The following is a 13,896-nucleotide window of genomic DNA, read 5'->3' on the forward strand; positions in this document are numbered from 1 at the left end:
GTATACAACTCGTATGCGCAAGGAGTACCGCATGTCTACCGCTTGCACACTGACCTTCGACCTCCCTGACGGCACCGTCACCGAGGTTGCCGTGACGACCTTGCTGAACGGCGGATACGCAGGTCGCAGCCAGGACGACGTGGCCGATCACGTGCGCGAACTAGCCGAACTGGGCGTGCCGGCACCGTCCGTGACGCCGAGCCTCTACCCCGTCTCGCCCTACCTCGCGCAGCAGACTTCCGCAGTCGCCGCGCCGCACGCCAAGACCTCCGGCGAGGCCGAGTGGGCGTTGGTCGTGACAGAAGAAGACGTGCTGCTGACCGTCGCGTGCGACCACACGGACCGTGCACTGGAGGTGCACGGCGTCGCGTGGAGCAAGAACGCGGCCCCGGACGTGCTCGGCCGCAAGGCATGGCGCCTGTCCGACGTGTCGAACCGCATCGACGAGCTCGAACTGACCGCGTGGGCCGACGGCGTGGAGATCCAGCGCGGCACCCTCGCCGAACTGCTGACCCCGCAGTACTGGGTGGACCGGCTGCGCGAGCTGGGCCTGCTCAAGCCGGGCACGGTGCTGCTCTCCGGCACGATCCCGATGCATCACGGCGTGGAGCAGTTCGCGTCGAAGTGGCGCGTGGAGCTGCGCGACCCGGCCACCGGCGACATCATCGACTGCGGCTACGAGGTGACGCGCCTCCCGGAGCCCATCGGCTGACCCAGGTATGCGCGCCGGTATGTGGGTGTGCGTGCAGGTATGTGCCCGTCGATTCGCGCCTTCCTCGTTCGACGTGTCAGTGAAGGACACAGACACAGGAGGCAATCATGGGCAAGGTCTACACGGGCGCGAGCACCTCGATCGACGGCTACGTGTCGGGTCCGGACTTCTCCGGCTTCGACAAGCTCTTCGCCTGGTACGAGGCGGGCGACGTGGCGCTGACGGTGCCGTCGGGCTCGATGACGTTCCACCTCACGCCGGAAAGCGCCGCGTACTTCACCAGCCTGGTGCAGTCGACTGGCGCACTGGTGGTGGGACGCAAGCTCTACGACTTCACCAACGGCTGGAACGGGCAGCACCCGCTGGGCGTGCACACCGTCGTGCTCACCCACCGGCCGTTGGAGGACAACGAGCACTTCACGTTCGTCAGCGGCGGCATCGAGGAAGCCGTTGCGGTGGCCCAGAAGCACGCGGGCGACAAGGTCGTGGGCCTGAACTCCGGCGAGATCGCGCGGCAGGCCATCGACGCCGGGCTGGTCGACGAGATCTGGCTCGACCTGGTGCCGGTGATCCTCGGCGGCGGAACGCCGTTCTTCGCGCCCGGCAAGGGTTATGAGCTGGAGGGTCCGGTCTCGGTCGTCGAGAGCAAGTCCGTCACGCACCTGCGGTACAAGGTGAAGTACGAGAACACGACTTCGTGAGCAGAGCACGGCGGCGTACCGCGCACGCCGCCGCCTACATCTCCTTCAGCAGAACGGAAAGTTGTAGCTGGCGATCAACTCCTTCGGCGGAGTTCCACAAGCCGACATCGACGATTCGTTGTCGCCGGCAGCGAGCGCCGCATCCGCCTTGCGAACCGCGCTCGCGAGTTGAACCGCGACGTCGGTCGTTCGGATGAGCCACATTGTCAGCCGGCGCCACCGATTGACTAGGGCACGATCTCCAGCTGCGCCATCATGCCGATCCACGAGTGTTCGAGGAAGTGGCAGTGGTACACGTAGCGGCCGGTGTAGCCGGTGAAGGTCGCCCGCACCTTCACCGTCTCCCCCGCCGTGATCGGGATGGTGTCCTTGAGCCCCTCGTCGCTGGGCAGGGGCGGGCCGCCGTTGCGCTCCAGCACGCGGAACTGGACCAGGTGCAGGTGGAAGTTGTGCTTGACGCCGGTCGGGTCGGAGCTGCGGATCAGCCAGGTCTCGGTGGCGCCGCGTTTGATCGTGAAGTCGACGCGGTCCATGTCGAAGACCTTGCCGTTGATCACGCCGTCCGGGCGCTCGTTGGGCTTGAAGACGAACGCCAGGTCCACCTCGCGGTCCACAGTGGACAGCGGCTGCGCGGGCAACGGGCGCAGCACGGCGGGGACGCGGCTGTTGTCGGTGGCGCGGCGGACCACGTCGAAGCGCAGGATCTCACCGGCCATGAAGTCGGTCAGCACCACGCGTGAACCGATCGGGTACTTCGAGAAGTCGATGACGACGTCGGTGCGTTCCGCGGAGGAGAGGATCAGCTCCTCGGTCACGACCGAAGCACCCAGCAAACCGCCGTCGGAGCCGATCCGGGTGAACTTGTCGCCGGTCAGCTTCAACTTGAACACGCGCTGGTTCGCGGTGTTGATCAGGCGGAAGCGGTACTTGCGGGCGGCGACCTCGAAGTACGGCTGCGGCACGCCGTTGGCCAGCACCACCGTGCGTTTGGACGGGTCGTCGAAGACCACGATGTTGCCGCTGTCGTCGAACTGGATGTCGCGCAACATGATCGGCACGTCGTAGGCGCCGCTCGGCAGGTTCAAGCCCCGCTCGGAGTCGTCCTCGACGACGTAGGCGCCGTGCAGTCCTAAGTAGACGTGCGAGGCCTCGGTGCCGTGGCTGTGGTCGTGGTACCAGAGGGTCGTGCCCTGCTGGGTGTTCGGGTAGAGGTAGAGGCGGGTGCGGCCGGGCTCGACCAGGTCCTTCGGGTGGCCGTCGTGCTCGGGTGGCACGTGGCCGCCGTGGAGGTGGACGTTCGCGGGCTCGTCGAGCTTGTTCTGCAGCATGATCAGGGTTTTGCGGCCCGTTTTGCCCCTGATCGTGGGACCGACGAACTGACCGCCGAAGCCCAGCACCGGCGACTGCAGGCCGGGCAGGATCTCGGCGGTCGTGTTCTCGATCGTCAGTTGGTAGATCTCTTGCTTCGGTGTGGACACGAGCGGTTTGAGCACGGGCGGCACGGGCATCGGGCGTGTCCACGGCACGATGGCCGGTCTTGTTCCGGTGAACGTCTTCGACTCCACGAAAACGTGCTCGCCGTGCGTCGAGTCTTCGTGACCCTCTGCGGGTGCGAGCAGCTTCGGCACGCCGAGCACGCCTGCCGCGATTCCTCCCGCGGCCAGCACACCACGTCTGTTGAGCATCGCTGTTCCCCTAAGCGCCCCAAGGCGGACGCGCTCGATGAGAACGCTCCCGCGGCGGATGGATGCGGCGGAAACCTACGCCGGACGCTCAGGGGGAACACCTAGTTCCGAGAAGGGCTCACATGTGCAGGCGCGACCGTCTCAAGAGGCCAGTGCGGCCTTCACCGAACGAGTCAGGTCGTCCGCCAGCACCTCGTCATCACCGTTCTGAATCGCTTGCAGCGTCTGGAAAACGACGTCGTCGGGGGTGATCTTGGGAGCGTCGACGTGCGCGGCCATGTCGGTGTCGATGTAGCCGGCGTGCACAGCGACGACCTTGGTTCCCTGCTCCTGCAACGAATCCCGCGTCGACTTCGTGAACGACCACGCCGCCGCCTTGGAGGCCGCGTAGCCGGGCGCCGACGGGTAGCCGACGAAGGAGAGCACGCTCAGCACGTTCACGAGGACGCCGCCGCCATTGGCTTTCAGAATGGGTGCGAACGCCGCCGTCGTGCGGACGAGCCCGTAGAAGTTGACGTCGAATTCTGCCTTGATGCTGTCAACCTCCGTGCCACCCAAGGACACGCCGGCGTTGTTGATGACGACCGAGACGTCGCCGAGCTCCTTCGCCGCGGCCGCGACGGACGCGTCGTCGGTCACGTCCAGCTGGACCGGGATCACACCCTCGTCCACAACGGACGCCGCGTTGCGCGCACCGCCGTAGACCTTCGCCCCGCGCTTGACGAGCTCACGGGCGAACACCCGGCCAAGTCCGCGGTTGGCGCCGGTCACCAGCACGGTTGCTCCGTTGAAGTCCACCACTACCTCCTGAGTTGGATTTTCCAACTAACCGTAGAGCAGGTCAGTTGGATTTGCCAACCCACTGCTAGGATGGTCACATGGCCCCTCGAACCTGCTCCGTCGCGAACGCGTTGGAGGTCGTGGGCGAACGCTGGTCACTGCTGGCGTTGCGCGAGGTCTTCTTCGGCAACACCCGCTTCGACCAGATCGCCGCGAACACCGGCGCCTCACGCGACGTCCTGGCCGCACGGCTGAAGAAGCTCGTCGCGGCAGGCGTGCTGGAGAAGCGCCAGTACTCCGACCATCCGCCACGGCACGAGTACCTGCTGACGGACGCAGGCCGCGCGCTGCACAACGTGATGCTGATGCTCAAGGAGTGGGGCGACGCGTACGTGACAGAGGGACCCCTCCCGCTCGTGTGGCAGCACTCGTGCGGCCACGTGCTGGAGCCACGCGTCGTGTGTGCGGCTTGCGGTGAGGAAGCAACGCCCGAGTCGCTGACCGACGCATCTGTTTCGGCGGCGTCGTGACCTCGGACCTCGCCGCGCGGCTGGAGGCGCTCAGGCAGCAGGTCGGCGCCACGTGGATGGTCGGGTTCGAGAACTTCGACGGCGGCCACCCGTTCATCGAGGTGTCTGAAGGGCCGGTGTACCGGCTCGTGGCCTACGAGCGCGGGAAGCGGGTGTTCGCGAAGGAGACCCGGAAGCTCGACGAGATCCTCTACTGGGCGCTGTACGAGGTCACTTGGAACATGGCGTACGGGTGGGCCGTGCAACATCCCGTGGAGGGTGAGGAGCAGCGGTTCACGGCGTTCCGGCGGCAGGAGGAGCTGCTCGGGTCGCTGGATCCGCGGTGGGCGTTGCGGGCCCGGGCTTCACGTCCGAGCAAGTAGGCTCCCAGCACCTGCTGCGACGGGGAGGCGCATCGGTGAGCCACAAGCTGCGGATCGTCGCCACGGACGCCGACAAGCTCCGCGACACGCTCGCCCGGCTCACCCACGACCTGTTCTCCACCACCGACAAGGTCACCAGCGACGAGATCGTTCTGCGCCTCACCGGCGACTCGGTGGTCGTCCCTGCGGAAGCCGCCGTCGAGGCCGCGACCCGGTGCGCGGCACTGGTGGCAGCAGACCTGCGCGTGCTGCAGGTGGAGCTGCTCGGCCACGCCGGCGGCTGGGCGTGGCTGGTGCAGTTCGGGTCCGGAGTCAACGCCACCCACATGTGCCTCGTGCACGCCGACGGCAGGGTGTTGCCGGAGAGCGCCGTCTCTCCACTACTGGATTCCTTGCCAGGACTGGAGTTGCTGCACGCGGCGCCTCAGGTTCTCGATCAGGTCCTGGACCACTACAGGAACCACCTCGTCAGCGAGTACGGAGACATCACTCTCGAAGGGATGCCCGCTGACCACGAGGTCGGATCTCACAGGTTCCGGCTGGAGAGCCTGTACGTGCCGCTCCGGCTGGAGTCCGACCGGCACATCGGCGCGGTGCTGCGTGAGGAACGGCGCATCGCCGTGCTCGGGCCACCTGGCGCGGGCAAGACCACGATCCTCAAACGTCTGGCGGTCGCGTATGCCGACCCGGCCAGGCGATCCGGCCTCGACGACCAGCTGCCGGACGAGGACTGGCTGCCGCTGTTCATCAAATGCCGGCACCTCACGGGAGGGGCCCGCAAGCCGGTCACTGAGATCATCGGCGACCTCGCTTTGCGCGCCGAGCGGCCGGACCAGCGGCAGGAGTTCATCGAAGCGGTTGGCAGGAAACTGCGCGACGGCAAGGTGCTGCTGCTGGTCGACGGCCTGGACGAGATCTCGGACACCGGCTCACGCGCGTCCTTCCTGGCCCAGCTGCGCACTTTCCTCGCGCGCTACCCGTCGATCCACGTGGTGGTCACGTCTCGCGAGGTCGGGTTCCGGGTCGTCGCGGGCGCGGCTTTAGCCGTGTGCAAGCCGTACCGCGTCGCGGAACTGTCGAAGGACGGGGTGCGGCAGCTCGTTCGCGCGTGGCACCGCGAAGTGCTCGGTGAGCACGACGCGACCGAGGTCGCTGACTCGATCCTGGCGTCCGACCGCGTGCTGCGGCTCGCGGTGAACCCGCTTCTGCTCACCACCCTGCTGCTGGTGCGACGCTGGGTGGGCCAGCTGCCACGCAAACGCACCGTGTTGTACCAAAAAGCCGTCGAAGTACTACTGATGACCTGGAACGTCGAGGGTCACGAACCCGTCGACCAGGACGAGGCGTTGCCGCAGCTCGGCTACGCCGCGTTCAGCATGATGGAGGCAGGGCAGACGCAGGTGTCGTCGAAGGAGCTGACCTCGCTCTTCCAAGAGGCCAGGGCCGCGATGCCGGAGGTGTTCGCCTATGCCCGCACGTCGGTGCACGACTTCATGCGGCGAGTTGAGGAACGCAGCAGCCTGTTGGTGCTGAGCGGGCACCGGGTGATCGACGGTTCGCTGCAGGCCGTCTACGAGTTCAAGCACCTCACGTTTCAGGAGTACCTCACCGCGCTCGCGATCGCGAACGGCTGGGTGCCTGCAGATAGGCAGGACGAGCCGCCCGAACTGCTCCTGTCTCCCCACTTCACCAATCCGGGCTGGCGCGAGGTCGTCCCATTGACCGGGGTGCTGATCGGACGCAGGGCTGCCGGTCTGATCGAGCTCCTGAACAGGCGGCTGAAGGTCACACCTGAGCACGCCCTCCAGGAAGTCCTGATCAACTGCCTCCACGACGAAGTCGCCGCAGCACCGGAACTCGTGAGGTCCGTGCTGGAGACTCTCATCGAGCGAAGAGCCCCAAGCCTTCTCCTACTCCTGGAAACCCGGTTCGCAGATCTCCTTCGCGAGACATTGCGCTCCGCGGTTCTATCGAACAGGAAGCCGCTCAACGGCTACTGCGACCTCTTCATCGACGTGGCCATCGCAGGCGTACGGGCCAAGGCCACAACGGCGGACGAGGTGTGCACATACATCGTCGCGAGTGTGCAGACCGGCGATCTGCTCGAAGAGTGCGCCGGTGCAGGCGCGTTGATGAAGGCGGCGCTCATGCTCGACGAGGACGACGACGTGGGTGGGCCGAACGAAGTCCACCTTCTGCGCGGCGTCGGCCTCGAGTGGCCTCAACTCGTCCTTCCGGTGAGAGCAGTCGCAGAGCGGTTCATAGCCGGGCTTCCCGAAACCGCCAGCGCGATCTTCACCTGGGCACTTGTGTGGTGCTCGTCAATCCTCCGGGAGGACGCGGAGCTGTCGGCCGCGGTGCTCTGCAGGGCGCTGGACGATCTGCTGGCCGGCGACGACCCGTTCGGGGTCTACCTCTCGGCCTGGTTGGTGGGCGAACTCGTCGAGACGCCGTCGTGGCACGAGCGGCTGAACCGCGAGGAGATTTTCCCCCGAATGGCAGCCAAGTGGCGCCAAGCCCAGGAACCGGTTCCTGCCGGGGCCGAGGGGCGGCGGAGGTTCGCAGTGCTGGCCGTCGGTGCGAGGCTGGGAGGGCCCTGGTCGAAGGACGAGATGATCGACATGGCGGTGAAGCTGTCACGACGGAGCGTCATGCGGCGGGAACAGTACTTCTCGCTGCTGAAGACGCTCGGGGTCGCTGACCCGGAGGAGTTCCTGAACCGAGTAGGTTGACGGGCATGAGTGAGGACGACGAGGACGAGTTCGCCGAGGACGACGAGTTCGAGGACGAGGAAGACCCGGACGACCTCTTCGCCGTCACGCCTGAGCCGCGCACGGTCTGTCACCTGTGCGGGGGCGCGAGCTACATCGCGGCGCCGACGCTCGCGCTCATCGGGGGTGCGCCGCGGACCGTCGACAACGGGCGGGAGTGCCCGCACTGCAACGGCGCGCGGACGTTCAACGGGCTCGTGCCGCCGCTTTAGCGCGGTGCTCGTCGTGCCAGTCGAGGAACTCCTGCACCGGCAGGCGGGCGATCTCTTCGCCGATCAGGTCCAGCGCCAGGTCTGAGGCCTGCTTGAAGCGCACGCAGGACTTGCCCATGTCGAGCTTCTTGCCGGTCGCCGCCCACCTGGCGCGGAAGGACTGCTCGTACTCCGCCATCACGGTGGTGAGGTAGACGGAGAAGTAGTTCTTCTGGGCGGCCAGGGCCACGTAGCTGAGCGGCTGCTTGTTGTACGTGGGGCCGCTCACCTCCAGCGGCACGTACCAGCTGATCATTCCCCACTGCAGGCCCTCGACGTAGCCGTCGGGGAGGTTCGCGAGGATGACGTCGCGCACGGCCTCGACCTCGGCACGCTGCTCATCAGGCAGTTCGGCCAGGTACTGGGCGACCGTGGAGGCGTTGCTCTTCACCATGCGCGTACGGTAATCGCCCGTGGAGGTCCTGACCCGAGCCGAATGGCACCAGTTGCGCGATGAGCACGTCGCTCGCATGCGCCGGTTCACGGGTCCGCACCAGGAGCGGAAGCTTCGCAAGGAGAAGCACCCGGTGATGGACTTCCTCTTCACGTACTACAGCCATCGGCCCATCAGGCTCGAACGGTGGCATCCGGGTCCGGGCATCGTGCTCGAAGACGCCGCCGAGTACCTGGAGTTTCCGCACTACAAACGGCATGAACACGGTGTCGCGCTCGACGTCGACAGCTTCACGGGGCAGCGCGCGAAGACGCTGGAGTTCGTGTCTGCGCTGCTCACGGCGACGCTCAGCAGGCCGGCGCGGCTCGGGTGCTTCGGGCTCCACGAATGGGCGATGGTCTACCGGCAGCAGCCCGAGGAGGTCCGGCACAACGCGTGGCCGTTGCGGCTGGGCAGTGACGGGACTGACCAGGTCGTGGAGTCGAGCCGGATCCAGTGCGGCCACTTCGACGCGTTCCGGTTCTTCACGCAGCCCGCGCGACCGCGCAACGCCCTCCAGCCCACCCGTGAGGACCAGCTGCAAAACGAGCAGCCGGGGTGTCTGCACGCGAACATGGACCTGTTCAAGTGGGCGTACAAGTTGGAGCCCGCGACGCCTTCGGACCTGGTCGCCGACTGCTTCGAACTGGCCGCTGACGTGCGCGAACTCGACATGCAGGCCTCCCCGTACGACCTGGCCGACCTCGGTTACGGACCGGTGCCGATCGAGACCGCCGAGGGGCGCGCGGAGTACGTGCGGAGGCAGGCGGCGTTCGCTGAGCGGGCGCGGCCGTTGCGAGAACGGCTCGTCTTCGTTTGCCATTCGATACTTAACGTGACTTCACTTCGCTGACGAAGTTCACCTGTTAGCGTGATTGGCGGTCGTCGGGGGCCGCTGAGTAGTTGTGAGGAATCGATGTCTCGACACCGCGCGCTGCGGGCGAGGGTGCGGCGCGGGATCGCCAAGTGGCCCGTGCTCATCGTCGTGTTCGTCGTGCTGATCGGCCTCGGCTGGCTCGCTTGGTCGTGGGCCGGTGGTGTGCTCGACAGTCGTGCCCGTGCGTTGGCCCAGAACTGCAGCGAGGGCAACTCGGTGCTGCGCGTCGCAGCCACGCCGAGCGTTGCCGAGGCCGTTGCAGACGTCGCGCGCGCGTACAGCGCCACACGGCCCGTTGTGTACGACCACTGCATCGCCATCGAAGTGACTTCCGCGGACTCAGCCGCGGTGCTGGACGGCCTGACCACGACCTGGGACGAGACGAAGCTCGGCGGCCGCCCCCATGCGTGGCTGCCCGACTCGACGCTGTGGGCGAACCGCCTGTCCGCCCTGAACGCCAAGCTCGTCGGCGCGGCCCCGAAGTCCGTCGGCACCTCCCCCGTGCTGCTCGCGGCACCCGAGGCCGCCGCGCCCGTGCTGAAGGACTTCCGCTGGTCGGAGATGCCCGAGGTCACCGACTGGAGCAAGTTCGGCCAGACCTGGGGCCGGTTCAGCGTCGCGATGCCCGACCCGTCCGCGAACACGGCCTCGGCCCTGGCCATCCAGGCGGCACTGGCCGACGGCAAGGGCCCGGTGACGGCCGAATCGCTCGCTTCGGACGCTGCGAAGGCCAAGCTGTCGAAGCTCGCCGCCACAGTGCCGCCCGAGGTCCCCGCGACGACGCGCGACGCGTTGGGGCGACTCGGCGACAGCGCGACGGTGAACGCGGCGGGCTTCAGCGTGACGCCGGTGTCCGAAGTGGACCTGTTGAAGCACAACACGGGCAAGGAAGCACCGTCGAAGCCCTTGGTGGGCGTGCTTCCCGTCGGACCGACGCCGGTCGCGGACTTCCCGTACGTGGCATTGGGCGGCCCGGAGGTCGGCGAGGCGGAAGTGCGTGCGGCGCAGGCTTTCCGCGAGTTCATGACCGACGCCCCTCAGCAGGCGATCCTGGCGCGCGGCGGTTTGCGCGTCGAGTCCACTCAGGAGCGTCCGACGTCCGCCCCCGGTGTCTCGTGGGCGCCTGTCTCTGAAAACCTGGTCGCCGCCGACGCGACGACCACGCAGCAGATCTCGTCGGCCTGGGCTTCCGCGGACCGCGGCGGGCAGGTCGTGACGGTGCTCGCGGACGTGTCGACGTCGATGAAACCGCGGCTGGACAAGGTGAAGGCGGCGCTGCGCGGCCAGGTGGACCGGTCGGTGTCCGGGTCGTTCGGGCTTTGGGAGTTCGCGCGGGATCTGGACGGCGCGAAGCCCTACAAGCAGTTGGTGGGCACGGGTCCGGTGGCGGAGAAGCGCGAGGCGCTGCGGAAGGCCATCGACGGGCTCAAGACTTCGGACGGGTCGCAGCTCTACAGCTCGCTGGCGGCTTGCTACGAGACCGCGCACGACGGTTTTGTGGCCGGGCGGGTGAACCGGGTCGTGGTGATCACCGACGGGACCTCGGATGGCGGGATCGACCTGGCGGCGTTGAAGAGTCGGTTGCACGGCAAGGACTTGGCGGTCAGCTTCATCGCCATCGGTGGTGACGTGGACAAGGGTGCTTTGACCGACATCGCGCAGACGACCGGTGGCAGCGTGTCCGTGGTGGAGAACTTGGACGGGATCGACGCGGCGCTCGGACAGGCGCTGTCGACCAACGCCTGAGTGTCGGACCCGCTCCCTAGAATTGAAATTGGGGGTACCCGGCCGGTGCCGTGTGTGTGGTGTGCGCGCACGACGGTGAGAGGAACCCGCGGCACGCCGTGATCGTTGGCCCAGGCATGGGGGAACGCATCCTGGTCGCGTCCCTGCCGTTCGCCGGCCACGTCTGCGCGATGGCAGCGGTGTCGACCGAACTCGTCAAGCGCGGCCACGAAGTCGTGGTGCACACGGGCGCGAAGTACCGGCACAAGTTCGAGGGCGCAGAGTGGTTGCCCTGGAAGCACGCCCCGGACTTCGACGACGCCAAGCTCGCTGAGACGTTCCCGAGCATCGGCGACGGCAAGGGCATGCGGTCCAACTTCGCGAACGTGCGGGACGTGCTGGTCGGCACCGGGGCAGCGCAGGCGAAAGACGTCCTCGAAGCCGAGTTCGACCTGGTCGTGACGGATCACCTGGCGTTCGGGGCCGCGATGGCCGCCGAGATCAAGCAGGTGCCGTGGGCGACGGTCGCGGTGACGCCGCTCGTGGTCAGCCGGCCGTTCGCCCGCGTGGTGTCACGCCTGCTCGTCGACGGAATGTTCAACCGCATGCGCGCGGAGGCCGGGCTCAAGCCGAAGCCGGGCGCGTTGGAGGCCTTCTACTCACCGGAACTCGTTCTGGCACAAGGGGTTCCCGAACTGGAGCCCGTCCAGATCCCGCCACAGGTGCGGTTCGTCGGCAGGTTGATCAGCCCAGCCAAGAACGCCGATCTACCCGAGTGGTGGCCGGACCTGGACGGCCGCAGAGTCGTCCACGTGACGCAGGGAACGCTGGAGACCGGGGCCGACGACCTGCTGAAGCCCTCGATCGAAGCCCTCGCCGGAAAAGACCTGCTCGTGGTCGCCACGACCGGTGGCGCACCAACAGAAACCCTCGGTCCGCTGCCAGAGAACGTACGGGCAGCGCCCTTCATCCCCCACGACCTGCTGCTGCCCAAGACCGACCTGATGATCACCAACGGTGGCTGGGGTGGCGTGCTCGCGGCCCTCGAAGCCGGCGTGCCGATGGTCGTAGTACCGGGCGAGCTGGACAAGGCCCAGGTCGCGAAAAGGGTAGCCCGCGCTGGAGCCGGGATCGTGAGGAGAAGACCGAGGAAGCTCGCCCAAGCCGTCGATCAAGTGCTGAAAGAGCCGCGCCACGCAGTCCGTGAGCTGGGACGGAAGATCACGGCGGCCGGCGGCGCGGCCAGAGCAGCAGACCTCATAGAAGACACGATCAGGCGACGTTGAAGCGGTCCGGATCCGGGCCGGTGCGGGTGCCGTTGTCCAGTTCGGCGATGACGGTCATGTCGTCCTGGGCCAGCTCGAAGTCGAAGATGTCGATGTTCTCCTTGATCCGGTACGGCGTGACGGACTTGGGGATCACGACGTTGCCGAGCTGGACGTGCCAGCGCAGCACGATCTGGGCCGGGGTCTTGCCGTACTTGTCGGCCAGGCCGGTGAGCTCCACCCGGCCCAGCAGTGCGCCCTGGGCCAGCGGTGACCACGCCTCGGTGACGATGCGGTGGGTCACGTGGACCTTGCGCATCTCTTCCTGCTGCAGCAACGGGTGCAGCTCGATCTGGTTCACCGCCGGGGTGGTCGGGAACTCGTCGAAGAGGCGCTGCAGGTGTCGTGTTTGGAAGTTCGAGACGCCGATCGCCCGCACGCGGCCGTCGGCGTACAAACGCTCCAGCGCGCGCCAGGTCTCCGCGTACAGATCACGCGAAGGCACCGGCCAATGGATCAGGTACAGGTCGAGGACGTCGCGGCGCAGACGTCGCATGCTCTCGTCGAACGCGCGCAGCGTCGAGTCGTAGCCCTGGTCGGAGTTCCACAGCTTGGTGGTGATGAACAGGTCCGGCACGCCCTCGATGGCGTCACCGACCCCGGACTCGTTGCGGTAGGCGGCTGCCGTGTCGATGCTGCGGTAGCCGGCTTCCAGAGCAGTCGTGACCGCACCGGTCACCTGGTCCTCCGGCACCTGGAAGACGCCGAAGCCGAGTTGAGGGATCCGTACTCCGTTGTTCAACGAGATCAGCGGAACCATGCGGGTAGCTTCGCATCGTTGTAGACGTCCTGCATCGCCTTGATCGTGTCGATGATTTCGTGTCTCAACTCGTTTGGAGCGACCACTTCCACGTCCGCACCGAATTTGAGCAGGTCAGCGACGGCGTGCCGGATCGACTCGGTCGGGAAGCCGAACTCCTCGCCCGGCTGGGGATCCAGCTCCCTGATCACCCGCGCCTGGTAGCCGCTGAGCAGGTACTGGGTCTTGGCGAGGCCCGCGCGCGTCATGCGGACCGTGATGCGCTCGCCGTACATCCGCGCCTCGAACTGCTCGGACCACTCCGCCCAGTACCGCGCCAGGTCGAACCCGGCAGGCCGCTCGAAGACCTCGCCCAGCACCTCCAACGACAGCACCCGCGACACCCGGTAGGTGCGGCCACTGCCCACGAAGTACCAGGTACCGGCCTTCAACACGAGCCCGTACGCGTCCACCGTGCGCTCGACGACCTGGTTGCCCCACCGTTGATAGGTCATCCGCACCCGGCGCTGCTCCCAGACGGCGTCGGCGACGGCAGCCAGGTGCTCGACCGGTTCGTCGCCGCGGAACCACGTCGGGGTGTCGAGGTGGAAGCGCTGCCGGATCTGCTCGGCACGCGTGCGCAGCTCGGAAGGAAGCGCCGCCAGCAGCTTGAGCTGCGCCGCTGCGGCGAACTCGGCCAGCCCGAGCTCCTCCGCGGGCCCACGCAGTCCGGCGAGGAACAACGACTGCGCCTCGCCAGAAGTGAGACCGGTCAGCCGGGTGCGGTAGCCGTCGATCAGCTGGTAGCCGCCGGAAGGACCGCGATCGGCGTAGACGGGGATGCCGGCCGCACTCAACGACTCGATGTCGCGGTAGATCGTGCGCGGCGAGACCTCGAGTTCGAGAGCCAGCTCGTCCGCGGTCATCCGGCCCCGCGACTGGAGGAGCAGGAGCACCTGGATGAGCCGGCTCGACTTCATGCAGCAAACCTGACACAAACTGTCA

Annotated in this window: 14 protein-coding genes; 9 read left to right on the forward strand and 5 right to left on the reverse strand. The window is 67.1% G+C overall.

Annotated elements, in window-relative coordinates:
* Window positions 1–31: 31 nt before the first annotated feature.
* Window positions 32–712, forward strand: coding sequence for a DUF2848 domain-containing protein (locus tag LFM09_RS02045; RefSeq protein WP_414094478.1), 681 nt, complete (start codon window positions 32–34; stop codon window positions 710–712).
* A gap of 107 nt (window positions 713–819) precedes the next feature.
* Window positions 820–1,413: a dihydrofolate reductase family protein gene (locus LFM09_RS02050; protein ID WP_414094479.1), complete on the forward strand. Its 594-nt coding sequence runs from the start codon at window positions 820–822 to the stop codon at window positions 1,411–1,413.
* Window positions 1,414–1,640: 227 nt separating this feature from the next.
* On the opposite strand, the gene LFM09_RS02055 is transcribed toward LFM09_RS02050, so the two are convergent.
* Together LFM09_RS02055 and LFM09_RS02060 are read right to left on the reverse strand one after the other, a co-directional pair.
* Entirely contained in the window at window positions 1,641–3,098 is a 1,458-nt protein-coding gene (locus LFM09_RS02055) for a multicopper oxidase family protein (RefSeq protein ID WP_414094480.1), read from the reverse strand.
* Between the two features lie 141 nt (window positions 3,099–3,239).
* Window positions 3,240–3,896, reverse strand: a complete 657-nt coding sequence (locus LFM09_RS02060; RefSeq protein WP_414094481.1) for an SDR family oxidoreductase — start codon at window positions 3,894–3,896, stop codon at window positions 3,240–3,242.
* Window positions 3,897–3,976: 80 nt separating this feature from the next.
* Between LFM09_RS02060 and LFM09_RS02065 the strand changes: the two genes are divergently transcribed.
* The 4 genes from LFM09_RS02065 to LFM09_RS02080 are packed head-to-tail and all read left to right on the forward strand — an operon-like array spanning window position 3,977 to window position 7,753.
* Complete coding sequence (locus LFM09_RS02065; protein WP_414094482.1) at window positions 3,977–4,408, forward strand: winged helix-turn-helix transcriptional regulator; 432 nt, start codon at window positions 3,977–3,979, stop codon at window positions 4,406–4,408.
* Entirely contained in the window at window positions 4,405–4,770 is a 366-nt protein-coding gene (locus LFM09_RS02070) for an Imm63 family immunity protein (RefSeq protein ID WP_414094483.1), read from the forward strand. The genes LFM09_RS02065 and LFM09_RS02070 overlap by 4 nt, the downstream gene beginning before the upstream one ends.
* A 35-nt stretch (window positions 4,771–4,805) precedes the next feature.
* Window positions 4,806–7,502 (forward strand): NACHT domain-containing protein, encoded by a 2,697-nt coding sequence (locus tag LFM09_RS02075; protein WP_414094484.1) that lies wholly within the window; start codon window positions 4,806–4,808, stop codon window positions 7,500–7,502.
* A gap of 5 nt (window positions 7,503–7,507) precedes the next feature.
* On the forward strand, window positions 7,508–7,753 hold the full coding sequence (locus LFM09_RS02080) for a hypothetical protein (RefSeq protein WP_414094485.1): 246 nt from the start codon (window positions 7,508–7,510) through the stop codon (window positions 7,751–7,753).
* Here the strand turns inward: LFM09_RS02080 and LFM09_RS02085 are convergent.
* A complete protein-coding gene (locus LFM09_RS02085; protein ID WP_414094486.1) occupies window positions 7,728–8,186 on the reverse strand; it encodes an iron chaperone in 459 nt (152 codons plus the stop codon). The genes LFM09_RS02080 and LFM09_RS02085 overlap by 26 nt on opposite strands.
* Window positions 8,187–8,205: 19 nt before the next feature.
* Here LFM09_RS02085 and LFM09_RS02090 point away from each other — a divergent pair, with 19 nt between their 5' ends.
* The 3 genes from LFM09_RS02090 to LFM09_RS02100 all read left to right on the forward strand — a co-directional run bounded on the left by LFM09_RS02090 (window position 8,206) and on the right by LFM09_RS02100 (window position 12,113).
* Complete coding sequence (locus LFM09_RS02090) at window positions 8,206–9,078, forward strand: 3-methyladenine DNA glycosylase (RefSeq protein ID WP_414094487.1); 873 nt, start codon at window positions 8,206–8,208, stop codon at window positions 9,076–9,078.
* A 63-nt stretch (window positions 9,079–9,141) separates the two neighbouring features.
* Window positions 9,142–10,848 carry a substrate-binding domain-containing protein gene (locus tag LFM09_RS02095; RefSeq protein ID WP_414094488.1) on the forward strand — a complete coding sequence of 569 codons (1,707 nt, stop codon included), beginning with the start codon at window positions 9,142–9,144 and terminating at the stop codon, window positions 10,846–10,848.
* 116 nt (window positions 10,849–10,964) lie between these two features.
* A complete protein-coding gene (locus LFM09_RS02100; RefSeq protein ID WP_414094489.1) occupies window positions 10,965–12,113 on the forward strand; it encodes a glycosyltransferase in 1,149 nt (382 codons plus the stop codon).
* Here LFM09_RS02100 and LFM09_RS02105 read toward each other — a convergent pair.
* Window positions 12,100–12,912, reverse strand: a complete 813-nt coding sequence (locus tag LFM09_RS02105) for an aldo/keto reductase (protein ID WP_414094490.1) — start codon at window positions 12,910–12,912, stop codon at window positions 12,100–12,102. The genes LFM09_RS02100 and LFM09_RS02105 overlap by 14 nt on opposite strands.
* Window positions 12,900–13,871 carry a helix-turn-helix transcriptional regulator gene (locus tag LFM09_RS02110; protein ID WP_414094491.1) on the reverse strand — a complete coding sequence of 324 codons (972 nt, stop codon included), beginning with the start codon at window positions 13,869–13,871 and terminating at the stop codon, window positions 12,900–12,902. Before LFM09_RS02110 ends, LFM09_RS02105 begins: the two co-directional genes overlap by 13 nt.
* Window positions 13,872–13,896: the final 25 nt, after the last annotated feature.

This window comes from Lentzea alba (genome assembly GCF_047445655.1).
Taxonomy (GTDB): Bacteria; Actinomycetota; Actinomycetes; order Mycobacteriales; family Pseudonocardiaceae; genus Lentzea; species Lentzea alba_A.

Bases quoted from the DNA above. Each gene is read 5' to 3' on its own strand.
- LFM09_RS02080 (WP_414094485.1), top strand. From the start codon at position 7,508: ATGAGTGAGGACGACGAGGACGAGTTCGCCGAGGACGACGAGTTCGAG.
- LFM09_RS02050 (WP_414094479.1), top strand. From the start codon at position 820: ATGGGCAAGGTCTACACGGGCGCGAGCACCTCGATCGACGGCTACGTG.
- LFM09_RS02055 (WP_414094480.1), bottom strand. From the start codon at position 3,098: ATGCTCAACAGACGTGGTGTGCTGGCCGCGGGAGGAATCGCGGCAGGC.
- LFM09_RS02085 (WP_414094486.1), bottom strand. From the start codon at position 8,186: ATGGTGAAGAGCAACGCCTCCACGGTCGCCCAGTACCTGGCCGAACTG.
- LFM09_RS02105 (WP_414094490.1), bottom strand. From the start codon at position 12,912: ATGGTTCCGCTGATCTCGTTGAACAACGGAGTACGGATCCCTCAACTC.
- LFM09_RS02095 (WP_414094488.1), top strand. From the start codon at position 9,142: ATGTCTCGACACCGCGCGCTGCGGGCGAGGGTGCGGCGCGGGATCGCC.
- LFM09_RS02065 (WP_414094482.1), top strand. From the start codon at position 3,977: ATGGCCCCTCGAACCTGCTCCGTCGCGAACGCGTTGGAGGTCGTGGGC.
- LFM09_RS02110 (WP_414094491.1), bottom strand. From the start codon at position 13,871: ATGAAGTCGAGCCGGCTCATCCAGGTGCTCCTGCTCCTCCAGTCGCGG.
- LFM09_RS02045 (WP_414094478.1), top strand. From the start codon at position 32: ATGTCTACCGCTTGCACACTGACCTTCGACCTCCCTGACGGCACCGTC.
- LFM09_RS02100 (WP_414094489.1), top strand. From the start codon at position 10,965: ATGGGGGAACGCATCCTGGTCGCGTCCCTGCCGTTCGCCGGCCACGTC.